Source organism: Chitinophaga sp. 9-1-y (genome assembly GCF_059511905.2).
The window spans coordinates 7,452,593-7,478,251 of sequence record NZ_CM197955.1 but is presented as its reverse complement, the minus strand read 5'-3'; the positions used below and the strand labels follow the sequence as shown (position 1 = coordinate 7,478,251).

Here is a 25,659-nt window from a genome sequence, read left to right as displayed (position 1 = left end):
AAAAGTAATCAAAACTATTGTTCATACCTGTAAAAACCCAATCCTGTTTTGCGTCCCAGCTTCCCGTCTTTCACGCGTTGCTCCTGTAATGCATTCGGCTTAAAGCGGGAGGCATGTGCAAAGGCATCGTATAACGACTGCGTTACTGCCAGGTTCACATCATTGCCGATCAGGTCCATTAACGCAAAAGGTCCCATTTTAAAGCCCACACTTTCCAACAACTGATCTATGGTGCTGAAGTCGGCAACGCCTTGTTCTGCGGCATGCATCGCTTCCAGGTAATAATGCCTCGCCACCCTGTTCACTATAAACCCGGGCGCATCTTTTACCCGCACCGGTACCTTACCCATCTGCTTTGCCAGGGCATATACGGCTTCCGCTACTTCAGGGGCGGTATGCTTTCCACTCACTACCTCTACCAGCTTCATCAGGTGCGCCGGGTTAAAAAAGTGCATGCCCACTACACGGGAAGCGTGGCTATCCACTGCCGCCGCAATATCTGATACGGACAGGGAAGAAGTATTGGTGGCAAAAATGGTATCTGGTGAATTGATCGCCGCCAGTTGACTAAACAAGGCAGTTTTAGCGGCAATTTTCTCTACAATCGCTTCTATAATGATATCGGCTACACAATCTTCCAGTACGGTGGTGAAACGAAGCCGTTGCAAGGTGGCTGCTTGCTCTTCGGCGGTTAGCTTACCTTTTGTTACGGCTACCGCCAGGCTCTTCTCAATTTGTACTTTCGCCTTATCCAGCCCATCCTGCCGTATATCGAACAACAGTGTATTAAATCCGCTATAAGCTGCTATTTGTGCTATTCCGGCACCCATGGTACCTGCGCCACATACGGCTATAGATTGCATCACTATCTGAGGTTTTTTCGTACAGAAAAAAAGCTATTGCAGCGACCGATGATTCGCTACAATAGCTTTGCTTTATGCTTTCGCGTTATGCTTCATAATTTATACCGCACCTTCGAATTGCTCCAGGAAACGGGTATCATTTTCCGAGAACAGGCGTAAATCTTTAATCTGATATTTCAGCATGGTAATACGTTCTATTCCCATACCGAAGGCAAAACCCGTATATTTTTCCGGATCAATACCGCAATTGGCCAGTACTTTCGGATGTACCATTCCACAACCCAATATTTCTACCCAGCCGGTTTGCTTACATACCGGGCAGCCAGTACCTCCGCAAATGAAACATACGATGTCCATTTCAGCACTTGGTTCCGTGAACGGGAAGTAGGAAGGACGGAAACGGATACCGGTATTTTCGCCAAACATCTCTTTCACGAAGTGATACAGCGTTTGCTTAAGATCCGCGAAAGACACATTTTCGTCTATATACAATCCTTCTACCTGGTGGAAGAAGCAGTGTGCACGGGCGGAAATGGTTTCATTACGATATACTCTTCCCGGGCTGATAATGCGGATAGGCAACTTACCGGCTTCCATCACCCTTACCTGGGCGGAAGAAGTTTGGGTACGCAGCAACCAATCAGGATTTTTGCTGATGAAGAAAGTATCCTGCATGTCGCGGGCCGGATGGTTCTCCGGTAAGTTCAATGCAGTAAAGTTGTGCCAATCGTCTTCTATCTCTGGTCCTTCCGCAATGCTGAAGCCAAGACGCTCAAAAATGCGGATAATTTTATTCCGCACCAGGCTGATAGGATGACGGGTACCCAGGCGGTGTGGCGCCGCAGGTAAAGTATAATCAATATCGCCTGCGTCAGCACCAGCAGCATCCTTCAGTTCACTGAACTGCTCATAGCGCGACTCCGCGAGTTGCTTAAATTCGTTTAATATCTGCCCAAATTCTTTCTTACGGTCATTTGGTACCTGCTTCATCTCCCCGAAAAGAGCTTTCACGATACCTTTTGTACCCAGGAATTTTATGCGGTACTGTTCCAGATCCGCGGCGCCCGCAGGCGTAAAAGCCGCTATTTCTTCTTTGTAGGTGGCTATTTGCTGTACTAACTGTTCCATAAACAACAAAGATAAGCGATTAGAAGTAAACTGTTGTGGGGGAAACCGGGCATATTTCCCGGAAATAACGTATATTTTCATCAGCAAATCAACGAGGGTATGTCTGTCACCATACACATTACCTGGTTACTATTGGCGATAACCATATCTGGCGCCTTTTTACTACTTTTCCTCCATTACCGGTCCCGTTACCTTGTCATCAAAGGCAGTGAGCGTGCTGTGGTATTACATACCACTCAGCAGGAGAAAGAGTTGCTGCTGCTCCGCCAACAACTTTCGGAACTAAAACTACTCAGCCTCAAATCACAGGTAAATCCACATTTCCAGTTTAATTGCCTGAATGGCATCTATACCGCCCTCATGACCGGCGAAACAGCCCTGGCCCAGGAATACATTTCCGGACTGGCCCTGCTGCTCAGGAAAGTACTCCTGATGGCCGATAAAAACTTTATCTCCTTACAAGAAGAATCTGATATGCTGGAAATATACCTGAAACTGGAGCAACTACGCACCAACAGAGGGTTTGAATATACGCTCAAAACAGATCCACGGATTTCACCATCCGCGCTGCGGGTACCTTGTATGCTGGTACAACCTTTTGTGGAAAACGCCATCTGGCACGGACTAATGCACAAAGCAACAGACCGGCAGCTGCATATTGAGTGGATGCAGCTGCAACAAAATTTATATGCCTGTGAGGTAACCGACAACGGAATAGGCCGGGTACAGGCGCTGCAATATCACCATGAAGGCTTAAAAACGAATAACCATCACTCCAGGGGAATGGAAATATGTATGGAGCGGGCTTCGCTTTACCGATCCATGTACCACACCCAATTCAATATAGAAATTACAGACCTGCCTGGAAAAGAAAACACGATAGAAGGCACCCGTGTATACATCACCTTTGAAGTAGCTCCTACGATGGGTATACCGGGCTAAAAAATCAACTTATACCCAACCCCCCGGATATTCACAATCTGTACCCTGGAATCATCTTTCAGGTACCGGCGCAACTTGGTGATGAAAACGTCCATGCTGCGGGCATTAAAGAAGTTATCATCTCCCCATAAATCCAGTAATACTGCCTTCCGCTCCATTACCTCATTTTTGTTGTTGTACAACCGCTGCAAAATAGCCGCCTCGCGGTGAGAAAGAAACTCGGTGGTATTATTGCGGGTAAGTGTTTGCTTGGTGTAGTTAAATACATATTGACCGATGGATACAGCACCTTCCTCCACCTCCCGGGTGCCGGGGTTATCGGCAAAACGCTTCAGCAACGCAGTAATGCGCACAATCAGCTCATCCATACTGAAAGGCTTCTTCAGGTAATCATTACCTCCCAGCTCAAAACCTTTTACTACATCCACTGTCTGAGATTTAGCCGTGAGAAAGATAATCGGCGTAAATTTATCCTGCTTGCGGATTTCGGATGTCACCGTAAATCCATCCATATTTGGCATCATGATATCCAGTACCACCACATCCGGGTGCTCCTGCTGATATAAACGTAGTCCCTCCCTGCCATCAGCTGCATACAACATCTCAAAACCCCGCATTTCGAGGCTGTCTTTTACGATCTGTCCAAGCTGTACTTCGTCTTCTATCAATAATACTTTTGCCATAGTCTCTTTTATTTATTGTTGTTATGCTGAAGGGATGATAATGATAAACTCACTGCCCTTATCCGGTTCACTGTGCACCTGTATGGTACCATTATGCATTTGCACAATCTTTTGCACATAGCTCAGGCCCAAACCAAAGCCTTTCACATTATGCAGGTTGCCGGTAGGTACCCGGAAAAATTTATCAAAAATATTACCCTGGTATACTTTGGGAATACCAATGCCATTATCTTTCACCCTAATCTTTAAGATACCATTTTCCAGGCTGGTTTGTATATATAACTGCACTTGTTCTCCGGAATATTTAATGGCATTATCTACCAGGTTGTTGATAGCATTGGCCAGGTGTGTTTTATCTACATACACCATTTTTCCCGCCAGGTTATTATCATAGCGCAACTGCAACGGCTTGGCCGCTTTCAGCTGATGATTGGAAAGAATATTATCGATCACTTCATTCAAGTCTGTTTCTTCCCGGAACAATTCAATATCTTCTTTTTCTTCCGCAGCAATATGCAATACTTTCTCTACCAGGTCTGATAAACGTTGTAATTCGTTTTTGGAGATGTCCAGGTAGGTTTGCGTTTTCCGCTGGTCATTCAGCGCATTGAAATTCTGTAAGGCCTCTACTGCTGCAGACACAGTAGCAATAGGCGTTTTCAGCTCGTGCGTCATGTTGTTGATAAAGTCATTTTTCACTTCCGACAACCGTTTCTGCTTCAGGATCGTTCTCAGCATATATACAAAACAGAGGGTCGTCAATACCAACAACACCACGGAACTCAGGAGGGTCCAGATCATTTTCTGCAGGATAAACTGCAGGGGAGAGTCGAAGCTGGCCTGCACAAAGAGGTTGCTGGCCGGATTAAACGGAATCTTTGAAGTTTGACGAGGTTCCCGTTTCCGGATACTATCCCGGAAAGTTTCCCTCTCGAAGCCACTATAGCTGAGATGGAAAGTATCCAGTTTGTAGGGCGTGGCTATTTGCCGGTTTGCCAGTTCTGCTTTGAATACAGAATCCAGTTTAATGAGGTTGGTGCTATCGTTGTGCAAATTGCTGGTTATAAGGAATTCCGAGATTTGCCGGGCCAGGGTATCGGCATATACCTTAGAAGGAGAGTCCCCGTGAAAAGCTTCTGGCGGGGGAGGACCCGGATAACGGTCAAACTCCCGCTGTCCCCTGAATCGTCTCCCTTTAGGCATGCCTATTTCTTCCAGTTGATCCGCCAATCCCCGCATCGGTTTATTCAATGAATCTTTATCTTTCCCAAAGTACCGTATATAACGACGCACATCTGAAAACTGTTTATTAAACACTGCCATCCGCAGTGATTCGTTAATCTCCTTGCTGAACTGCTCTTGCCGTAGCTTGTAAGAATTATACAGCCAATACCCCTGGAATAGAAATATACCCAGTATACAGACAGACATAAGGATGAGGATATTTCTGATTCGTTGTCTCATGGAAGATTTTAAGATCCTTACAAAACTATCCATTCCGGGCTGAATACCGGCAAATCCCTTAACAGTAATTAACAATAAATAAGGAAGATTAACGCTTATAGCATCCCCTTAACAGTAAATAACAGTAAATAAAGCTTTTTAACCGAAAAAGCGAACGCGAAAGAGCAATTTTGTTACATAACAAAAACAACCAGGTATGAACCGAACTATCCGTTTACTTTTCGCAGCAGCCACGCTACTTTCTGCCAGCAGCCCGGTATTTGCCCAGCAATCAGGTACAATTGAATATGAAGTTACCGCTAAAACAGACCCCGAACATATGCGCGGCTTTCAACGTGGTGGCGACGATGCCCCGGAAATCCCGGATGTAATCACGTTTAAACAAACCTTTACTTTCAACAACAACATCGGTAAAATTACCACCGAACGTCCCGACTTCGGCGGTAACCGCAGACAACGTCCTGAAGGCGACACCAGTAACCGCAGTGGCCGCAGACCCGGCATGGGCGGCGGTATGGGCTTCAGAGGCAACAACGCCCAGTATGTAGACCTCGCCAACAAAAAATACGAACAGGTATTCACCACCTTCGGCGATGATAAAAAAACTTATTATACCGAAGAAGATTTCATCATTACCGCTAATACCAAGTCGACCGATAAAACCAAAAAAATAGCCGGATACAGCTGTAAAAAGGCTACCATACAGCTTAAAGACGATACCTACACCGTATGGTATACCACGGAACTGCCGTTTAGCTTCTCCCCGGTAAATGGTTTGTTACCAGAAAATAATGCAGTGGTACTATCGGCAGAAGGCAGCAGGCGCTCTTTCGTTGCAAAGAACGTAAACCTGAAAGCCATTACAGATGCGGATCTCAGCCTTCCTGCCGGTGCAGAAAAAGTAACCCAGGAACAAATGAGAGACATCAGAAAACAGGAGATGGATAAATTACGTAAGCGGCAACAACAATAACTAATTTCATCCTAACTTTCCTTCCGCTGTTAAATTCATTTATGAAGAAACTTATACAACTCTTGCTGGTACTGGGATTGAGCATACTCACTGCACAAGCCCAGGCCCAGCAAGGAAAGATTAAAGGCCAATTGACTGATTCTACCACCAGGGAGGCCATGCCGGCCGCCACCGTGGCACTGCTGAATGCGAAAGACTCCAGTGTTGCCGCCACCACCATGACCGATACCAAAGGTAATTTTGAACTGACCAATGTAGCAGATGGCGCCTATCGGCTCTACGTGAGCTTCCTGGGCTACAAACCCCTCAACAAACACCTGCAAATCACTCCCGACCACAGAGATATTACCCTCGGCAACATTGCCATGGGACACAAAGGCGTAGATCTTAATACCGTAGAAATTGTAGACGAGAAGCCTCCCATTGTAGTTAAAAAAGATACCCTTGAATTTAATGCCGACGCCTTCAAAACCCGTGAAAATGCAGTAGTAGAAGACCTCCTGAAGAAACTACCCGGGGTTACAGTGGACAAAGACGGCGCTATTACCGCACAAGGTGAAACCGTCACAAAAGTATTGGTAGATGGTAAACCCTTTTTCGGCAACGACCCGAAACTCGCCACCAAAAACCTGCCTGCCAACATCATCGATAAAGTACAACTGATAGATAAAAAGTCAGATCAGGCGCAGTTTACCGGTATTGATGATGGACAAACAGAAAAAACAATCAATATCACCATCAAAAAAGATAAGAAGAAAGGTATGTTTGGCCGTGCTACAGCCGGCTATGGTACAGATGATCGCTTTGGCGGTTCCCTCAGCTTAAACCGCTTCCGGGAAAACCAACAACTATCCCTGTTAGGTGGTGGTAATAACGTGAACAATACGGGTTATACCGTACAGGACCAGATGAGCTTCAACTCTGCCGGAGGCGGAAGAGGTGGTGGCCGTGGCGGTGGTGGCGGCATGCGTGGCATGTCTACCAGTATCGGTGCCGGCAACAATCCGGGTATTACCCGCAACTGGAATGCAGGTCTGAACTTTAACCAGGACTTCAATAAAAACCTAATCGTAAACGGCAGTTACTTTTTTAATGATACTAAAACAGATGTAGAACAGAAGCAGGAAAGGCAAACCTTTTCCCAGGATGCACATAAAAATTCTATCACGACGAACGATTTCTCCAATTCTACCTCACAAACAGACAACAGCAACAACCGGGTTTCTGCCCGCATAGAATATACGATAGACTCCTTGCATTCCCTGATTTTTTCACCTACCTATTCCCTCACCAACGGGAATAGCTACAGTGTTACCAATAACGTGTCGCTTCTTAACGGCAAAGACTCCGTCAACAAGGGTACTACCGTGAACGATGGACAAGGCAACAATACAAATTTCGGTGGCACCCTGCTATTCCGAAAAAGATTTAAAAGACAAGGCCGCTCTCTCAGCGCTAACTTTACTTACAGCAATAGTAGTAACGATCAGCAAAACTATGTGAAGTCCAATTTCTTCTTCTTCAACAAAGACAGCATCAGTGCTTTTGACCAAAGAAACCAGGTCAATACCGACAGTCACAACGAAGGAGTAAACCTCACGTACACAGAGCCCGTTGGAAAAGACCGGTACCTGGAGGCGAACTACGGTCTTACCAAATATACCAACACCAGCACGAAATATACGTATGACTACGATCCTTCCGGGAAGGATTATAATATCATGAACGACTCGCTGAGCAACCTCTTTACCAACAACACCCTGAATCAACAGGCGGGGCTGTCACTGCGCACTACCAAACTGAAATACGATTACTCGTTTGGATTAAATGTATTATTCAACAACCTGGATAATACCACGCATTCTTTTCTTACGGGAAAGGATACACTGATCCAGCAACATACCATTAATTTTGCGCCACAGGCGTCTTTTAATTACATGTTTTCTAAAAGCAAACGGTTACGTGTGAACTATAACGGAAGCACGCAACAGCCCTCCGTGCAACAGCTGGCGCCGGTTCCGGACAACAGCAACCCGTTGTATATTCAGTTGGGTAATCCAGATCTTAAACCTTCTTTCAATAATAACCTGAATATTAATTTCAACCAATTTAACAACCTCACCTTCCGTGGTATGTTTGCCTCCCTGAGTGGATCTTATACCGTGAATAGAATTATCAATGCCACCACCCTGGATACCACTACCGGTAAGCAAATGGTGAAACCAGTGAACGTAAATGGCTACTTCAATATGCGAGGTATGGTACACAACTCTATTCCATTATCGAAAACACCGGGGCAAAACCTGAACACCACTAGCAGCGTGGGTTATACAAGAGATGTTACAATAGTGAATAGCAACACCAGCTACACAGGAACATTACAGATATTTCAATCGGCCAGTGTCAGCTATACGTACAAGGAATTACTGGATATATCGCTGGGCGGTAGCATTAATTATAACGGTGTACACTATACGCAGGCCACCAATGCGAGTCAGCAGGATACCCGCTACCTGGATTATAACATCAATGCCGACTTCAACATCAACCTACCCAAAGGATTTATGATTGGCAGTGATATTACCTGCACCATGAACCGCAACAGACCAGTAGGATACAACCTTACCTCTACCATGTGGAATGCTAACATTGCAAAATATGTATTTCCTAAAAAGCAGGGGATGATTAAGGTGCAGGCTTTTGATTTGCTAAAACAATATGTTAGTGTTACCCGTACCGTAGCAGATACTTATATACAGGATACGCAAAGCAACGTGCTGCAACAATATTTTATGGTAAGCTTTACCTATTTCCTGAACCGGTTTGGCGGCAACAACAAGCCTGGAGACAGGGGTAATCGTATGGGATTCCCCGGTGGCCGGGGCGGTGGCGGAGGATTCCGTCAGATGAGGGGGTTCTGAGGAGAGCAGAAAGCATAAAGCGTAAAGCAAAAAGCTATTAAAGCGAATGACAAAAGCGGAGAAGTATTTAAATTACTGATCCTCTTTTGTCATTCGCTTTAATAGCTTTTTGCTTTACGCTTTATGCTTTCTGCCTTATGCAGATACCGTACTTCTTTTGCCTGCCAATACTCGTTTCAACACCCACGATATCGTAAATGTGGGGATGAAATCTGTTCCGGGAAATAATTCTTCCATGAAGTTAAAAACACTACCAAAGGTACCCAGGGTACCGCCAAACATGCGATAGAAAATAATGGCGGAAATGGGCGCCCAAATAAAGTCGCTGACCTCTCCTAAAACCGGTACTGCGTAACTGGCGCACCCCAACAAGTCCATCAGAATGCAAAACCATAAACTGGGAGTATATTTTTTTTCCATATCAACCTCCGCTTTTCAATACTTAAACAAATTACTTACCAACTTTCAGATATTACCTGCAATTTAATATATAAACGTAGTCCGGCCGCGGATAGTTCTACGTGAAAATTAAAATACGTATTTCCACTCCTTTTTTCACCCCAAAAGATAGCAGGGGCTTGTAAGTAACCATAATTTCGATTACTTTGACCTCTCTTTAAAGCAAACCTTTTTATGCACCAGGAAAACTCACGCCGCGATATGATTAAAAAAGTAGCCACCATGGCCTTGGCATCCACTGCGCTATCCTCTCTCACCAATAGGGTTGCTGCCCACGAACAGGCCGTAGAAGAACCCCTGAAAGGCAAAATTAATCACTCGGTCTGCGCCTGGTGTTATGATATGCCGCTGGATGATCTTTGTATAGCCGCAAAAAAAATCGGCATTCATTCTATTGACCTCGTAGATCCAAAGGACTTCTCCATCCTGAAAAAGCACGACATGATTACCGCCATGGTAGCCAGCAACGGCCCTGAATGGGGGATCACCAAAGGATTTAACACCGTTGCACACCACGATAAACTGGAAGAGTATTTCAAACACTATATCGACGAAACGGCTAAAGCCGGCTTCTCTAACCTCATCTGCTTTTCGGGTAACCGCAACGGCATGAGCGACCAGGAAGGCATCAAAAACTGCACTAAAGGCCTGCAGCGCATTATAGGCTATGCAGAAAAGAAAAAAGTAACCCTGGTAATGGAACTGCTGAACAGTAAGGTAGACCACCACGACTACCAGTGTGACCACACCGCATGGGGCGTATCACTCTGTAAATCATTAGGTTCTCCTAACTTTAAGTTGCTGTATGATATCTACCATATGCAAATTATGGAGGGAGATGTAATTCGCAACATCCGTGATCATCATGAATATATTGCCCATTACCATACCGGTGGCGTACCTGGCCGTCATGAAATTGATGAAACCCAGGAATTATTCTACCCGGCTATTATGAAAGCGATTTACGAAACCGGCTTCAAAGGGCATGTAGCTCAGGAGTTTATCCCTGCTCACAAAGACCAGATAGCTTCTCTCACACAGGCCGTTGGAATTTGCGATATCGCTTAATTCATAAATATATCCTACTTTCGCGCAATAGTCCACCAAAACAGTAGGGTATTTTAATGAAAGATTATTACAAAAAGCCTTTAGCATGGCTGCTTCAGGAATCGGCCGACGAAAGTAAGCACACCCTGAAACGTACGCTGAACGGCTTCCAGCTCTTAATGCTGGGACTGGGTGTTATTATCGGAGCAGGGTTGTTTTCTTTAACAGGACCCGCTGCCGGTAATAACGCCGGACCAGCCATCACCATTTCTTTTATAGTAGCCGGCGTTGGTTGCGCTTTTGCCGGCCTTTGTTACGCCGAATTTGCCTCCATGATACCAGTGGCCGGCAGCGCGTATACTTACGCCTATACCACCATGGGAGAGCAACTGGCATGGATTATTGGCTGGGACCTGGTATTGGAGTTTTCCGTAGGCGCTGCCACGGTAGCCATTAGCTGGTCTAACTATCTCATTGCCTTCCTGGCTAAATATGATATCTATATTCCGGCGCAATTTGTCCATTCTCCTTTCGAAACAGTTACCCTCGCTAATGGTATCACTACACACGGATATTTTAACCTGCCGGCAGCCCTGATCATCATACTGATGTCGGCCATCCTGATGCGTGGCACCAAAGGATCTGCCCTGTGGAACGCAGTGGTAGTATCGCTGAAAGTAGGGGTAGTCCTCGTGTTCATTATTCTTGGCTGGAAGTACATACAGCCGGCCAATCTCTCTCCTTATATTCCCAAAAACACCGGCAATTTCGGAGAATATGGCGTGTCTGGCATACTGAGGGGCGCAGGTGTTATTTTCTTTGTATACCTGGGTTTCGATATTGTGAGTACGGCAGCACAGGAAACGAAAAATCCACGGCGCAATATGCCCATTGGCATCCTTGGCTCACTGGCGGTATGTACCGTTCTTTTCATTCTTTTTGCCCATGTACTCACCGGCCTGGCGCCTTACCAGGAGTTTAAAAACAATGCCGCCCCGGTGGCAGTGGCCATTGCCCATACGCCCTTTCACTGGCTGGGACAAATGATCATCCTGGCCATTATTGTGGGTTATACCTCCGTGATACTGGTGGATTTATGGGGACAATCGCGGGTATTTTATGCGATGTCTAAAGATGGGTTGCTACCGAAAATCTTTTCAGATGTGCATCCCCGTTACCGTACGCCCTGGAAAAGCAATATCCTCTTTTGTGTGTTTGTAAGTTTATTTGCAGCCCTGGTACCCATAAGAGTAGTAGGGGAGATGACCAGCATAGGCACCCTGCTGGCTTTTGTAATCGTATGCGCAGGGGTATGGAAAATGCGGTATTCTATGCCGGATGCCCCACGCGCCTTCAAAACCCCGTGGGTTCCTTTTGTGCCCATTATGGGAATTCTTGCCTGTACGGTGATGATGGCATTTCTTCCCTGGGACACCTGGTTACGTCTCATTATCTGGATGGCTATTGGCTTGCTGATTTACCAGTTTTATGGCAAGAAGCACAGCAAAGTGCGGCAATCGCAGCAAGGCTAACCTTTCCAGTCCTGCCGCAGGATGCCCATTACAACCATATCCACATACTGCCCGTGCAACTTGGCGCTATGACGCAAGGTACCCTCTTTGGCAAATCCCAGTTTAATTGGGATTTGCCCGCTTCGCTCATTTTGTAGCACAAAGCGGATCTCAATCTTATTCAGATGTAACTTTTTAAATGCAAATGTGATCAGCCCTCTGCAAGCGGTAGTAGCTATGCCTTTACGCTGAAAGGATTCTCCTATCCAATAACCTATTTCTGCTTTCTGTAGTTGATGATCCCAGCCGTGCAAATCTATCACACCACAAAACTGCTGCTGGTACCATATTCCCAGTGCAACGGCTTCCTGTTCCTCCGCCTTGCGGAGCATGAGTTGAATAAAACGCAGGGAGTGTTCTTCGTTGGTATTGTAATCTACCCAGGGTAAAAATTTACGCAGGCTTTTCCGCGACTGGTCCAGCTGCTTATATACCAGTGGGGCATCCTGCAATTGCAACTGCCGCAGGTATATGTTTTCATTGACTGTTATTTCGAACATAGCTGGATTTAAAAGGGGCGTTAAACTTACATCGATTTAACGTAAAATCCAACCTGCATTTACTAATTAGCCGCTGGCCCTTAGCATTGCTTACGAGCAATCTAAAAACCAACGGCTAAATCCGAGCACCGGTTCCCGTTTATTGTTTCGCCAATAACTGTTGTCTGGCCATATCCTTCACTACCTTTTGCGCATATAAAACAGCCATTCTTTCTGTTGTTGGCGGATCGAAAGACTGTGACTGCACAGAGTATAACATTTGACCACTCTTCAGGTCATACAAATTACCTTCCCACTGATATTTAGTGTTGTAGCTGTAGTATCCGGGCGCATACATCCTGGAATACCACATAGAGTAATAAGGCCAGAATCCATAGTAGCCATATGGCTGATAATTAGGAACGAAAGTTCTTTCTCTGCCTTTATCCAGCATTACAATAGTCATCACCTGATTTACATCACTACCCTGTAATTGTTGTACCACCTGTTTCTCCGTCATTTTTCCCATTTCCTGAGGGCCATAAGTCTGCAAGGCCGACACAGCATTGTATCCTTTCTTCCTAAGTTCTGCTACTGTATAATTTTCCATCTGGCTACGCAGGGTACGATCTTTCTGAGGTACCAGTGCCATTACCATTATTTTGTTATCCTTCTGCAGCTGTTGTGCATCATTAGAACGCCAGGAAGACGTTACTTTCGTGCTTGTACAGGCTGCCATGGCCATGATTGCAAATCCTGCCATGATAAGTCCCAGCTTTTTCATATTCCCTCCTTTAGTTTAATTAGTTTGTACCTGTTAGACGTAGAAAGAGGCTTTTTGTAACACGCACAAGACAGTTTTAACAATTCTTTCTCAGTTGTTAATGATTTGCTAATGAAAGGTTTATAAAAAGAAAAAAGGCATCCCGGATGCCGGAACGCCTTTTCTTCATGATTGACAGCTTCTAGTAATTTATCACCTGCTCTTCAATAGCAGCAGGAAGTTCTCTGAATTTGTAAAGTTGTGTGCGGAGCTGTGGTTCGAATCCAGCTTCGCGGATAGCGTCCTGCATGGTTTTGTATGTGAAACGATGCGGCGCACCGGCAGCACTTACCACGTTTTCTTCAATCATAATAGAACCGAAGTCATTGGCGCCTGCATGTAAGCACAATTGAGCTACCTGTTTACCTACGGTGAGCCAGGATGCCTGAATGTTTTTCACATTCGGTAACATAATACGGCTCATCGCAATCATCCGAATATATTCTTCGGCGGTAGTCATGTTATGTACCCCGCGAATCTTTGCCAACAGCGTATCTACATCCTGGAATGTCCATGGTATAAAGGCAGTAAAACCGTAGTGACCTTCTGGCCTTTCACTCTGTACCTGTCGGATATCCACCAGGTGTTCAAAGCGTTCCTGTACCGTTTCCACGTGACCAAACATCATGGTGGCTGAGGACGCAATATTCAGCTTATGTGCTGCACGCATTACATCCAGCCATTCCTGTGCACCGCATTTCCCTTTAGAAATCAACCGACGCACACGGTCATTCAGTATTTCGGCGCCAGCACCGGGCAAACTATCCATACCCGCTTCCTGTAAAGCGCGGAGTACTTCAATATGCGTGCTTTTTTCCAGTTTGGTAATATGGGCTACTTCAGGGGGCCCGAGGGTATGTAATCTTAATTCGGGATACAGTTGTTTCAATTCCCTGAAGAGATCAACGTAGAAGCTGAGTCCCAGCTCCGGGTGATGCCCACCTTGTAATAACAGCTGATCACCGCCATACTTCAGTGTCTCCTCAATCTTCTTCTTATACTCTTCAATAGGGGTAATATATGCCTCTTTGTGGCCAGGAATGCGGTAAAAGTTACAGAACTTACAGTTGGCGGTACACACGTTGGTGGTATTCACGTTTCTGTCTATCTGCCAGGTAACCTTACCATGCGGTACCTGTTGTTTTCGTAACTCGTTGGCTATTTCCATCAGTTCCGCCAGCGGTGCGTTCTCAAACATATAAACACCCTCTGCTGCTGTCAGAAATCCGAAATCCTGCGCTTTCTTATATAAATCCTGAAGTTCCATTTGCTATATTTCTAACCGGGAATAAACTTTAGCAAAGGTAGTATTTAGGTAAATAACCGCCCGTAATAAATATATTTTATACGAACACTTTTTAATGTTAAATTTAGAATTATATACATCCCTGCATCCCCCAGTATGCTTAGACCAATTCTGTTACACGTTATGCTGCTACTGGCAGCCACCACCGGCACTTCAACCAACACCCTTGCCGGGATCGCAGCACCTTGCACCGACAGTACCCGCGAATCCGTGCTCATCACCCGTTTTCACTTCCGGCAATACTATGGAGGCGTAGTGGTAGTGCAGGCACTGGTTGGCAACTATCCCGATACCCTGCAGTTTATTCTTGACACCGGTAGCGCAGGCATTTCCCTCGATACCGCCACCTGTACACGGCTAGGCATTAAGATGGAACCTTCCGACCGGATCATCAAAGGCCTGGGGAGCTCCAAACCAGTATCTTTTGCACGCAATCATGCGCTTAGATTACCCGGTCTGACAGTTGATAGCCTCGACTTCCATATCAATGATTATGAGTTGATTAGCCAGGTATATGGGATCCAGGTAGATGGGATTATGGGATTTAGCCTCCTGAGCAGGTATATTGTTACGGTAGACTATGATACTGAAGAGATTATCATTTATTCAAAAGGGAAATTTACTTATCCAAAGGGCGGCCAGCTGTTAAAGCCTTCGCTCACGCAAATTCCACTGATCTCTGCCCCGTTAAGAACCAGTTTAAGGACCATCAATAACCGCTACTACTTTGATACCGGCGCCGGCATGTGCTTGTTGTTGTCATCACAATTTGTGAACGACAGCAGTGTGCTCCAGGGCAAAAGACGCCGCACCAAAAAAATGATTCAAACAGAAGCCCAGGGGTTGGGAGGGAAGATGAGCATGTCGCTGACAACCGTTAATGAATTCCGTATCGGCAATTATAGCTTCCGGAATGTACCCACCTACATCTTTGATGATAAAACTAACGTCACCGCCTATCCTTTTTTGGGCGGGATGATCGGTAACGACTTGCTGAGACGCTTCAACATTACGCTCAACTACAGCAAGAAGGAAATATATATGATGCCGAATTCACATTTCCGTGATATGTTCGACTACTCCTATACCGGCTTAATCATTTACCTGATCAACGGCCGGGTAGAAGTCACCGATATCATCAAAGGCTCTCCGGCAGAAAAGGCCGGGTTCAGAAAAGGTGATATCATCATGGCCATCAACAATAACCTCGGCCCAAACCTCCAGCTGTTCCGGGAAATTTTAAAGAATATCGGTACCAAAGCCGTGTGCCTGATCAGTCGCGATAATGACCTGCTCATCAAAAAGTTGCCAATAAAAAGCATACTTTGACGTTATTTGTGTCATGTGGCGTTTTTTATGGATAGTAACCGTGTTTTCCTGCAATGTCTTCATGTATGCCCATGCACAGCGAAAAAGCACTACATCAACAGATGCAGGTGAAAACAAGAAACCGGTGGCAGTGATCCCTTTTCAGTTGGTGGACAAACACGTGATTATTCCTGTACTGGTTTCCGGCAGTACAGATACCCTCCATTTTATTTTCGACAGTGGGGCAGAAGTAACCGTATTACATATCAATACCGCCGCACGGCTACATCTCAAAGGCGGCACCAACGCTTATATGAGCGGTACCAATAACGCGATGGCACAAACGTCGGTGGCCACCCTCAATGTGCTGTATCTCCAGGACCAACGCCTGCCTTATGTGAAGGCCTACCTGGAAAACCTGGACGATCTCGGCCCGGTAGATGGCATAATAGGCATAGCCCTGATGAAAACATTTATCGTAAAAATTGATTACCGCCAACAACAGCTGGTGCTCTATAAAGCCGGGAAAACTCCTACCGGCAACGCCGGACGCCTGTTGCATTTCCAGCTGAACTATACCACACCGGTAATAGATGCATCCATACAACTACCCAATGGCACCCGGTTGCCCGGCAATTACCATATCACTACCGGTGGCGACTATGGCATTCTTTTCAACTGGCCTTATGTGGACAAAAACAAACTCAATACCCTGCTTCCCACCATCAACACAGACCGGGTACAGGATATGCTGAAAGTATTATACTACATCAATAGTTCGGTTCCCTCACTGGAAGTGGGCGGCCGCAGCATAAAAAATGTGCCCATCAGTTATAGCAAAGACATAGACGACCTCGGCGTATTCACTGAAATGGCCGGCTCCATTGGTTATGACGTATGGAAAGACTTTACACTCACGATTAATTACGACCGGAAAGAACTGTATCTCGAGTAAACCGTTGGCAGCCCACTTTAGGTAATGTAGCGGACAATTACAGGGAAGTATTGCCAATTTTTTGCTAAAAGCTAAATGCTAAAAGCCAAAACCTGTCAAAAGATACCCGTAATTCCCTATTTTTACCATACTGACCAACAAAAAGATATGATCCATTATAATAAGTTTACGCTGGCGAACGGACTAAGAGTAATTGTTCACGAAGACCATACCACGCCGATGGCGGTCCTGAATGTACTGTATGATGTAGGCGCCAGGGATGAAAACCCTGCACAAACGGGGTTTGCCCATCTCTTCGAACACCTGATGTTTGGCGGCTCCATCAACATTCCATCGTATGATGAGCCCCTGCAAATGGCTGGAGGTGAGAATAACGCCTATACCACCAGTGATCTGACTAACTACTATATACAACTCCCGGCAGAAAATATTGAAACCGCCTTCTGGCTGGAAAGCGATCGCATGCTCTCCCTGGCGTTCGATGAAAAAAGCCTGGACGTACAGCGAAAAGTAGTGTCTGAAGAGTTTAAAGAACACTACATCAACAAGCCATATGGCGATGTTTGGCATAAAATGCGTGAGCTCTCTTACAGCACGCACCCTTATCGCTGGATGACCATTGGTAAAGAGCTGTCGCATATTGAAAATGCAAAGCTGGAAGATGTAAAAGCATTTTTCTTTAAATACTACAGGCCGGTAAATGCCATCCTGACCGTTGCGGGTAACATCACCGTAGAACAGGTGAAAGCCCTTACAGAAAAATGGTTTGGCGACATTCCATCCGGAGAAAAATATCAGCGCCAGCTGCCGGTAGAACCGCCACAAACAGCGGCACACAAACTGGACGTAAAAGCCAACGTACCGTTGGATGCGCTGTACAAATGTTATCATATGTACTCCCGTACAGACAAGCGGTACTATGCGGCAGACCTCATCTCAGATATCCTGGGTGGAGGCAGTTCCTCCCGCCTGCACCAGGTACTTGTAAAAGAAAAGAAACTATTCAGCAATATTGAGTGTTATCATTTCGGAAGCCTGGATGCCGGATTACTGACCATCGAAGGGAAGCTGGTGAAAGGCGTAAAAATGAAAGACGCTGAAAAAGCCATACAACTGGAGCTGGAAAAATTACAAAATGAAGTGATCTCAGAAAGGGAGCTGCAAAAAGTTAAAAACCGCGTAGAAAGCCATCTTGCTTTTGAAGACATGAGCTTACTTAGTCGCGCCAATAACCTGGCATTTTATGAACTGCTCGGCGATGCTGCGTTGATGAACCACGAATTTGAAAATTACGAAGTAGTAACCGCAGCTGAATTACATGAAGAGGCAAAACTGCTTTTTGATGAGAAAAACTCGAACACCATTTACTACTACGCTGCAAACTAAATCTGTGGCTTGTTTACAGCCCATTACCGTTTAAATACGACCCATGAACAGAACGATAGCCCCTCCCATTAAAGATGCGGTGGAATTTGATATAAAACTGAAGCCATATGAACAGTTCAAGCTGGACAATGGCATTCCTGTATACGTGATGAAATCCGATGAGCAGGAAACCTTGCAACTGGAGCTGGTGTTTCCGGCCGGCAGCTGGTACGAAAGCGAAAGCATGGAAGCCTCGGCCACCAACTTTCTTATGAAAAATGGTACCAGCAAACATACCGCCCAGGAAATAAATGAAAACATAGATTATCATGGCGCCTTTTTAAACCGGAGCGCTTACCATGAAAATGCTACTTATACCCTGCACTGCCTGACCAAACATGCGGAAGTATTATTACCCATGCTGCAGGAAGTAATCCTGGATCCTATATTTCCGGAAGAAGAACTCAGTTTGTACAAACAAAATCAGAAGCAAAAACTGGCAGTAAACCTGTTGAAGTGCGATTTTGTTGCCAATCGTTTCATCGACAAATACCTGTTCGGCGACTTCCACCCATATGGCCGCGTAAGCACCATGATGGCGTATGATGCGCTGCAAACAGAAGGACTGAAAGCTTTCTACAAAAAACATTATACTTACAACAACTGCAAAATATTTGTAGCGGGTAACCTCCCTGCCAACATCATTGCGCTGCTGAATAAATTCTTCGGTGGCACTCCCTGGAATGGAGAAGCCAACTTAATAAAGCTGGACCTTCCTATTCAGCCTGCGGAAGAAAAGAAATTCAGGATTTTCAATGATGAAAATGGCGTACAGGGCGCTGTACGGGTGGCCCGTCACTTCCCGAACCGCTACCATCCAGACTTTCCCAAGATGCTGGTGCTAAACACTATTTTTGGTGGTTACTTCGGCTCACGTTTAATGAGTAATATCCGGGAAGAAAAAGGTTATACTTATGGTATCTATTCCCAACTCTACAACTTCCGTCAGACCAGCGCGCTGAACATTCAAACAGAAGCAGGACGGGATGTTTGTGAAGCTACCATTGCAGAAATCTATAAAGAGTTAACTCGCCTGCAAGACGAACCCGTTCCGCAGGAAGAACTGGACTTGGTACGCAACTACATGATCGGATCCATCCTGGGCGACCTGGATGGTGCCTTCCAGCTCATTCAACGCTGGAAAAACCTGATCCTGAACGATCTTGATGAAAATTATTTCTACAATAATATTCAAACCATCAAAACAATTACCGCAGAAGAATTGCAACAATTGGCTAAACAATACTTTACGCCTGGTGATTTTTATGAATTGGTGGTAATTTAAGGATTATTCAAAAAAAGAAATGCTTGAGAAAGTTTCCATAAATGGAAACTTTCTTTATTTTTGGGTAACCCATATCATCCATATTTGAACCCAGATTTAAAGTCATCTTACTAGATGATGCACTAACCTTTTTAACCAGCATCCATGAGGATGCAAGAGAGAAAATTCTCTACAATATTGACAAAGTCCTCATAAAGAATGACCCTGAAATATTCAAGAAGTTGAGAGATGATATATGGGAACTACGCACCTTTTACATGGACCTTCAATACCGGATTCTGGCCTTTGGGGATAAAAGAAAACCCAATGCCACACTGGTAATCGCCACCCATGGTTTTATAAAGAAACAAAATAAAGTGCCCGCAAAAGAAATAGACAAAGCAATTAAATTAAGAACCCTGTTTTTTGAAAATTTAAGTTAAACCACAACGACAAATGAAAAAGAAACCTTTAAACACCCATACTTTTGAAGAAGTAAAAGACCAGTTTTTGGGGCCGGTTGGTACCCCTAAAAGAGATAAATATGAATTCGATCTCCAGATGGACCTGCTCGGCGATATCATTAAAAAAGCCCGGGAAACGCAACACCTCACACAAGAGCAATTGGGCAGCCTGGTAGGTGTACAGAAAGCACAAATATCAAAGCTGGAAAACAACACCACCAGTGCCCGCCTGGACACCATCCTGAAAGTATTCAATGCCCTGAAAGCAAAAGTAACTTTCAAGGTACAAATGGAAAATGAAGAGTATCTTTTCATATAAAATCGCTCAAAAATGGAAATTTCGGCAGACTATCTTTCAACGAACAAAGAACTTTGGAATAAACGTACAGGCGTACACGTTACTTCTGCCTTTTACGATGTTCCCGGCTTCGTGAATGGTAATACTTCTTTAAAAGAAATAGAGCTAAATTTGCTGGGAGATGTAAGCGGGCAAGACATCTTGCACCTGCAATGCCATTTCGGACAGGATAGCCTCTCGCTGGCCAGGATGGGCGCAAAAGTTACCGGCGTTGACCTTTCTGATGCAGCCATACAGCAAGCCAATGAACTTACAACGCAATTACAACTGGAAAACAGCGCCCGTTTTGTTTGCTGTGACCTCTATAGCGCACCAGCTCATTTAACCGGCTCCTTTGACCGTGTATTTACGTCATATGGCACAATTGGCTGGCTGCCTGACCTGGATAAATGGGCAGCAGTTGTTCATCACTTCCTGAAACCTGGCGGCTACTTTATCATGGCAGATTTTCATCCTGTACTGTGGATGCTGGACGAAGCATTTCAAAACATTAAATACGACTACTTCAATACAGAAACCATTGTGGAAGAAACGGAAGGTACTTATACAGACCATAACAGCAACATTCAAAACAAGTCGTATTCCTGGAACCATCCGTTGAGTGAAATCATCACGGCATTACTTGCCCAAGGGCTGCAGTTGCAGGTATTTCAGGAGTTCAATTATTCTCCCTATAATTGCTTTCCTAACACAGTAGAGAAGGAGGGACGTTTCTATATCCAGGGACTGGAAGAAAAATTACCCATGGTATATGCATTTAAATTCTTCAAACCTTAGCAATATGAAATCACTTTTAATTTTCTTGCTATTGATGACTGGTGGGATAACTGCTTTTTCACAATCCCAATCCGAATTAAATAAACAGGCAGCGCAGGAGTATAAAGATGCAGATAAAAAGCTGAACGAAATTTATCAGCTCATTCTGAAAGATTATGCTGCTAACAAAACATTTATCCAAAACCTGAAAGACGCGCAGCGTCTGTGGATACAATTCCGGGATGCTCAGGTGAAAGCCATGTACCCGGCTTCTGCTAAAAGTTACGGTACGGTATTTCCTATGTGCAAAGCAAATTACCTGGCCGAGCTTACCCATCAGCGCACAGAAGCCCTGAGAGTATGGCTAAACGGACTACCACAGGGCGATGTATGCACAGGCTCTATTGGCGATAAAGAGGATCACTAATAATATTACGCTTTTACATAATATATATTTCGTATATTTGCTGTTCACACAGTACCTATGCGAAACCTAATCCTATTCCTATTGGTTTTCCTGTGCACCGAGGCGTATTCGCAAACCCGACCAACAGCGCTGGACACACTTGAAAACCGCTACCAGCAATGTCTTGGCAATAGCCATAATATGTATACCTGTGCTGTTACCTATTACAAGCAACTGGATAGCCTGTTAAATCATACGCTGCAAAACCTCTATTCCAGCCTGGCTCCCGACCGGCAACAACAACTACAGGCTGAACAAGGCGCCTGGGAAGAGAAAAAAGAAGAATACTTTAAGAAGATAGACGAGCGCGTAGAAAAAATGCATAAACGTACCATGGAAGGTCTCGACGACGATATGATCTCCACAGACAATAAAGCCGCCTTTCTGAAGGCCCGCTTAAAGACACTACTTACTATATAGAGCAGAAAGCGGAAAGCAGAAAGCAAAAAGCTATTGAGGCGAATGACCAAAGCTAATTAATATCCGCCATGGTCATTCGCCTCAATAGCTTTTTGCTTTCTGCTTTCCGCTTTCTGCTCTATTTACTAGAGTCTTTCCTGGTGCCTCAACCATCTTTCCGGCATTTCATTATTACTGGCCATGAGATAGTCGTTATAAGAGCAGGGAACAAATTCTCTATCTGGTAACTGCATCCACCAGCGACTTGTTTTCTTACTTTTCAGGAACACAGTTTCTATATCGGAAAAGGCTATATGAAATTCCCAGAAGGCATCTCTGTCTTCCAGCAGTGCCTCTTTATTTTTCACCGCACGTCCGTCCATAAAGTACCAGAGCATTTGAGCTATTTGCCGGGCGGTAAGCTGTTCCTTATCTTTTTCGGGGCGGTATCCATAAATACCAAAAGAGGAGAGGCGGCTGCTCATACCGGCGTACCGGGCCAGGGAGCAGGCTTCTTCACCGCTGAATCCATTAGGAGAAAGCTGATTGGCAGGTGCATCCGTATGCCGGATGATGTTGATATCCAGGCTGAATAAATCAGAATGGCGCAACACAGGTTCTGCCTCCTCCATATTCTCCCGGATGCGTCCCAGCCGGTAGCAATCAAAACGTAATTTATCCAGCGTTTCTAACATACGCGGATGTACGAAATAGCTCTGGAACCCGAGATGATTGTAATGCCGGAGATAGTTGGGTTGCTCTGTAAGAATATCCATTAAAAAGCGCTCACTGCGTAAATGGGAATCTTCTTTCAGATCAATCAGGGCATCGGCTACTGTAGCCTCAATAATTAATTGTTGGGAAGCGTAAGCTTTATATTGTGGATAGGTAAGATCGTGGGAGCCCCCTAAAATAATGACGGTTTTATTAGCTGCAAGTAGTTCTGCCAATACTGTTTTCATGGCAGCATATGCATCTGCCAGGAAAGCTCCTGATTGCAGGTTCCCTACATCGGCCAGCTTAATATGCCGGTGCCAGTTGTATAATCGGTAAAATTCCCGGCGTATGGCATCAGGTCCACCGGTGGCGGATTTGCCGGAAGCACTTCCTCTCTCTTCTCCAACACCTAATAAGATGATATCCGCTTCGTCAATGTCTGGCTGGTGATTGTCTTCATACACATCTATCACACCGCCAACCTGGAATGGGTCATATTCCTGGTCATCGTTGAGAAATGCCTTAGAAACAGGATGTAGAAAATCCTGCAGGTGTGAAAAATCTGCCATCAGTAAATCAAATTTAATTGATGGCGAACTTACAACAAGAATTTAAAAAAGCAAGTCGTACGGATAAGACAGCGGGTCAAAACTATTATAACGGGAATTTTGTAGAGATAACACTACTAGTTCTTGTGAATAATAAATTCGAAGGGCTTGTGTGACTTACGTGAAATTGCTTTTTCCAGCACAGATCGTTTGCTGGTAATACGACTCTTGTTACAATCCATAACTTCCATAACTGCACAGAGATAATCCATTGTCTCAATCAACGAAAGCATTTCGCTGATTTGTCTCACAGCAGATTGTATCTGCTGCTCCGTGTACCTATCTTCATGTAGCAAGATTAGTAAATCTCTATCTACAGGTTTCATGAATAAAAAATTTGACTGTTCCCCGAAATATTGTTTGGCCAGGTATCAAGGATAATCTCAAAAGATAAGGTAAAAATTGTTTGTCAGTTGTTGTTAAAGTCATCGTTAGTTGTCAAACAGATCGCTATCAGTGCATGCGTTTTTTATTCATGGTGGGACATCCGCAATCGTTTTTCTTAAAAACTTTACATCCCTCCATTGCTAAACTTCCACAAAGAAAAATGATTACCATCCATTTTATACTTTTCATACTGCAGTTTAATATACTTAGCTATTATTGAAATCCCGGTCTAAAAGAGTTTACCTTTTCTTAACAATCCTCTTTTGTAATTTAAGCTAAATTCGTAAAAAATATTAAATTATTTGTCCACAATCCGAACCGATCGAAAAATTCTTGTAGTTCCCCTTGATTGGGGCCTTGGCCACGCCACCCGAGATATTCCCTTGATCCATGAAATGCTAAACGCAGGTTGTCAGGTATTTATTGCTGCGGAAGGTAAGCATGCGGCGCTGTTGCAACAGGAATTCCCGCAACTGACCATATTTCCGCTGCCGGGTTATCGTATTCAATACGCGCAAAAAGGGCAGTTTTTTGGGCTGAAGATTATTCAGCAAATTCCCAAAATATATCGGGCTATACAATATGAACAACGCTGGCTAAAAAAGATAGTTGCTGAGTATCAAATAAATGCAGTGATTTCAGACAACCGCTTCGGCTTGTATCATAAAAATATCCCCACTGTTTTTATCACCCATCAACTCCTGATAAAAACACCTTTCGGTGGATGGATAGAGCGAACCCTGCAAAAAATAAATTATCGTTTCATTAACAAATACGGCGCCTGCTGGATCCCGGATTTTGCCGGTAACAACCACCTTTCCGGAGAACTGGCACATCCGGCACAACTGCCGCCACATACTACCTACATTGGCTGCCTGAGCCGCTTTGAGCCGCGCAACAATGTGGAAAAGAAGTATGATTTGCTGGTGCTCATTTCCGGACCGGAACCACAACGTTCTAACCTGGAGAAAATGGTGCTGGATCAGATTAAGTCCTTGCAAATCACCGCATTGATCGTAAGTGGTAAACCCGGTAGCCCTCAGCATGAACAAGTTGCTCCCGGTGTTACACAAGTAAACCACCTGAATGCTACCGAATTGAATGAAGCCATGCTGGCGTCCGACATGGTACTAAGCCGCTCGGGGTATACTACCCTCATGGACCTTGCAAAGCTGAATAAAAAAGCCATTCTTATTCCTACTCCCGGACAATCAGAACAAGTGTACCTGGGTGAATACCTGATGGAAAAAGGATATTTTTATTCCCTTCCACAAGAACAATTCAATCTCAAAACAGCACTGGAAGAAGCATCCCGCTTCCCATTCCGCTCATTTCACCATGACCAGGATATGTTCCAGTATAAAAAGGTGGTACAGGAATTTGTACAATCCCTTTGACCCATATGAAAAGAGGCTGCCTGTAATCAAAACAGACAGCCTCCCGTTAGTTGGCATAAGGATGATATCATTATCTGTTGATTCGCTGCAAACGTAAATTCAAATTTCGTTAAACCCGCTGCAGTAGCAATAACGCCGAAAAAAAAATGATGATCGTCCTAAATATTTTTCACTTCCGCCCCTATAAAAATCTTATCTCCCACAATCCCTACCGGTCTTTTCAGAAAGGAATACTCCTGTAAAATCAAATCACGGTAGTCCGATTCCTTTAACTCTTTTTCATGTAGGCCCATAGGGCGGTATTGCTGAGATCTGCGGCTAAACAACGATTCATAACTTCCCGCCAGGGCATGCATTTCATCTAATTGTGCCGGTGTAATTTTATCTTTCTTGATATCCTGTAATACAAACCCTCGCGCCTTCGCGTTTGTTTCTTCCAATATCTTTTTGCAGGTACTGCAGGTCGACAAATAATAAATTTTATTCATTCCTTTCT

At 44.7% G+C, this 25,659-nt stretch carries 25 protein-coding genes; 15 read left to right on the top strand and 10 right to left on the bottom strand.

The window, feature by feature from the left end:
- Positions 1–14: 14 nt before the first annotated feature.
- Together AC5ZC7_RS29780 and pheS are read right to left on the bottom strand one after the other, a co-directional pair.
- On the bottom strand, positions 15–863 hold the full coding sequence (locus tag AC5ZC7_RS29780; protein ID WP_496161049.1) for a 3-hydroxyacyl-CoA dehydrogenase NAD-binding domain-containing protein: 849 nt from the start codon (positions 861–863) through the stop codon (positions 15–17).
- A 99-nt stretch (positions 864–962) separates the two neighbouring features.
- Positions 963–1,991: a phenylalanine--tRNA ligase subunit alpha gene (gene pheS / locus AC5ZC7_RS29775; protein ID WP_496161048.1), complete on the bottom strand. Its 1,029-nt coding sequence runs from the start codon at positions 1,989–1,991 to the stop codon at positions 963–965.
- Between the two features lie 99 nt (positions 1,992–2,090).
- On the opposite strand from pheS, the gene AC5ZC7_RS29770 reads away from it, so the two are divergent.
- Positions 2,091–2,933, top strand: coding sequence for a histidine kinase (locus tag AC5ZC7_RS29770; RefSeq protein WP_496161047.1), 843 nt, complete (start codon positions 2,091–2,093; stop codon positions 2,931–2,933).
- On the opposite strand, the gene AC5ZC7_RS29765 is transcribed toward AC5ZC7_RS29770, so the two are convergent.
- Both AC5ZC7_RS29765 and AC5ZC7_RS29760 read right to left on the bottom strand, forming a co-directional pair.
- Positions 2,930–3,616: a response regulator gene (locus AC5ZC7_RS29765; protein ID WP_496161046.1), complete on the bottom strand. Its 687-nt coding sequence runs from the start codon at positions 3,614–3,616 to the stop codon at positions 2,930–2,932. The genes AC5ZC7_RS29770 and AC5ZC7_RS29765 overlap by 4 nt on opposite strands.
- A gap of 21 nt (positions 3,617–3,637) precedes the next feature.
- Entirely contained in the window at positions 3,638–5,080 is a 1,443-nt protein-coding gene (locus AC5ZC7_RS29760) for an ATP-binding protein (protein WP_496161045.1), read from the bottom strand.
- A gap of 196 nt (positions 5,081–5,276) precedes the next feature.
- Between AC5ZC7_RS29760 and AC5ZC7_RS29755 the strand changes: the two genes are divergently transcribed.
- Both AC5ZC7_RS29755 and AC5ZC7_RS29750 read left to right on the top strand, forming a co-directional pair.
- A complete protein-coding gene (locus tag AC5ZC7_RS29755) occupies positions 5,277–6,053 on the top strand; it encodes a GLPGLI family protein (protein WP_496161044.1) in 777 nt (258 codons plus the stop codon).
- A 41-nt stretch (positions 6,054–6,094) separates the two neighbouring features.
- On the top strand, positions 6,095–8,974 hold the full coding sequence (locus AC5ZC7_RS29750) for an outer membrane beta-barrel protein (protein ID WP_496161043.1): 2,880 nt from the start codon (positions 6,095–6,097) through the stop codon (positions 8,972–8,974).
- Positions 8,975–9,109: 135 nt separating this feature from the next.
- Here AC5ZC7_RS29750 and AC5ZC7_RS29745 read toward each other — a convergent pair whose 3' ends face one another.
- Positions 9,110–9,394 carry a hypothetical protein gene (locus tag AC5ZC7_RS29745; protein WP_496161042.1) on the bottom strand — a complete coding sequence of 95 codons (285 nt, stop codon included), beginning with the start codon at positions 9,392–9,394 and terminating at the stop codon, positions 9,110–9,112.
- 213 nt (positions 9,395–9,607) lie between these two features.
- Between AC5ZC7_RS29745 and AC5ZC7_RS29740 the strand changes: the two genes are divergently transcribed.
- Both AC5ZC7_RS29740 and AC5ZC7_RS29735 read left to right on the top strand, forming a co-directional pair.
- Entirely contained in the window at positions 9,608–10,501 is an 894-nt protein-coding gene (locus tag AC5ZC7_RS29740) for a TIM barrel protein (protein ID WP_496161041.1), read from the top strand.
- A gap of 56 nt (positions 10,502–10,557) precedes the next feature.
- A complete protein-coding gene (locus AC5ZC7_RS29735; RefSeq protein WP_496161040.1) occupies positions 10,558–12,012 on the top strand; it encodes an amino acid permease in 1,455 nt (484 codons plus the stop codon).
- On the opposite strand, the gene AC5ZC7_RS29730 is transcribed toward AC5ZC7_RS29735, so the two are convergent.
- The 3 genes from AC5ZC7_RS29730 to mqnC all read right to left on the bottom strand — a co-directional run bounded on the left by AC5ZC7_RS29730 (position 12,009) and on the right by mqnC (position 14,620).
- Positions 12,009–12,551 carry a GNAT family N-acetyltransferase gene (locus AC5ZC7_RS29730; RefSeq protein WP_496161039.1) on the bottom strand — a complete coding sequence of 181 codons (543 nt, stop codon included), beginning with the start codon at positions 12,549–12,551 and terminating at the stop codon, positions 12,009–12,011. The genes AC5ZC7_RS29735 and AC5ZC7_RS29730 overlap by 4 nt on opposite strands.
- 139 nt (positions 12,552–12,690) lie before the next feature.
- Positions 12,691–13,314, bottom strand: coding sequence for a hypothetical protein (locus AC5ZC7_RS29725; protein ID WP_496161038.1), 624 nt, complete (start codon positions 13,312–13,314; stop codon positions 12,691–12,693).
- A gap of 181 nt (positions 13,315–13,495) precedes the next feature.
- Positions 13,496–14,620, bottom strand: a complete 1,125-nt coding sequence (mqnC, locus tag AC5ZC7_RS29720; protein ID WP_496161037.1) for a cyclic dehypoxanthinyl futalosine synthase — start codon at positions 14,618–14,620, stop codon at positions 13,496–13,498.
- Positions 14,621–14,755: 135 nt separating this feature from the next.
- Here mqnC and AC5ZC7_RS29715 point away from each other — a divergent pair, with 135 nt between their 5' ends.
- The 9 genes from AC5ZC7_RS29715 (at position 14,756) to AC5ZC7_RS29675 (ending at position 22,075) form a co-directional block, all read left to right on the top strand.
- Positions 14,756–15,988, top strand: coding sequence for an aspartyl protease family protein (locus AC5ZC7_RS29715; protein ID WP_496161036.1), 1,233 nt, complete (start codon positions 14,756–14,758; stop codon positions 15,986–15,988).
- A 13-nt stretch (positions 15,989–16,001) separates the two neighbouring features.
- Positions 16,002–16,922, top strand: a complete 921-nt coding sequence (locus AC5ZC7_RS29710; RefSeq protein WP_496161035.1) for an aspartyl protease family protein — start codon at positions 16,002–16,004, stop codon at positions 16,920–16,922.
- Positions 16,923–17,069: 147 nt separating this feature from the next.
- On the top strand, positions 17,070–18,308 hold the full coding sequence (locus AC5ZC7_RS29705) for an insulinase family protein (protein ID WP_496161034.1): 1,239 nt from the start codon (positions 17,070–17,072) through the stop codon (positions 18,306–18,308).
- Positions 18,309–18,351: 43 nt separating this feature from the next.
- Positions 18,352–19,632: an insulinase family protein gene (locus tag AC5ZC7_RS29700; RefSeq protein WP_496161033.1), complete on the top strand. Its 1,281-nt coding sequence runs from the start codon at positions 18,352–18,354 to the stop codon at positions 19,630–19,632.
- A gap of 71 nt (positions 19,633–19,703) precedes the next feature.
- The gene (locus AC5ZC7_RS29695; RefSeq protein WP_496161210.1) at positions 19,704–20,054 is read left to right on the top strand and encodes a type II toxin-antitoxin system RelE/ParE family toxin; all 351 of its coding nucleotides are present in this window, start codon (positions 19,704–19,706) and stop codon (positions 20,052–20,054) included.
- Between the two features lie 13 nt (positions 20,055–20,067).
- Positions 20,068–20,394: a helix-turn-helix domain-containing protein gene (locus AC5ZC7_RS29690; RefSeq protein WP_496161032.1), complete on the top strand. Its 327-nt coding sequence runs from the start codon at positions 20,068–20,070 to the stop codon at positions 20,392–20,394.
- Between the two features lie 12 nt (positions 20,395–20,406).
- The gene (locus AC5ZC7_RS29685; protein WP_496161031.1) at positions 20,407–21,210 is read left to right on the top strand and encodes a methyltransferase domain-containing protein; all 804 of its coding nucleotides are present in this window, start codon (positions 20,407–20,409) and stop codon (positions 21,208–21,210) included.
- A 4-nt stretch (positions 21,211–21,214) separates the two neighbouring features.
- Positions 21,215–21,616, top strand: coding sequence for a lysozyme inhibitor LprI family protein (locus AC5ZC7_RS29680; RefSeq protein ID WP_496161030.1), 402 nt, complete (start codon positions 21,215–21,217; stop codon positions 21,614–21,616).
- A 57-nt stretch (positions 21,617–21,673) separates the two neighbouring features.
- Positions 21,674–22,075: a lysozyme inhibitor LprI family protein gene (locus tag AC5ZC7_RS29675; protein WP_496161029.1), complete on the top strand. Its 402-nt coding sequence runs from the start codon at positions 21,674–21,676 to the stop codon at positions 22,073–22,075.
- Between the two features lie 125 nt (positions 22,076–22,200).
- Here the strand turns inward: AC5ZC7_RS29675 and AC5ZC7_RS29670 are convergent, their stop codons facing one another.
- Positions 22,201–23,340: an arginase family protein gene (locus AC5ZC7_RS29670; RefSeq protein WP_496161028.1), complete on the bottom strand. Its 1,140-nt coding sequence runs from the start codon at positions 23,338–23,340 to the stop codon at positions 22,201–22,203.
- 821 nt (positions 23,341–24,161) lie between these two features.
- Between AC5ZC7_RS29670 and AC5ZC7_RS29665 the strand changes: the two genes are divergently transcribed.
- On the top strand, positions 24,162–25,163 hold the full coding sequence (locus AC5ZC7_RS29665; RefSeq protein ID WP_496161027.1) for a glycosyltransferase: 1,002 nt from the start codon (positions 24,162–24,164) through the stop codon (positions 25,161–25,163).
- Between the two features lie 158 nt (positions 25,164–25,321).
- Here the strand turns inward: AC5ZC7_RS29665 and AC5ZC7_RS29660 are convergent, their stop codons facing one another.
- Positions 25,322–25,651: an ArsC/Spx/MgsR family protein gene (locus tag AC5ZC7_RS29660; RefSeq protein WP_496161026.1), complete on the bottom strand. Its 330-nt coding sequence runs from the start codon at positions 25,649–25,651 to the stop codon at positions 25,322–25,324.
- Between the last annotated feature and the right edge of the window lie 8 nt (positions 25,652–25,659).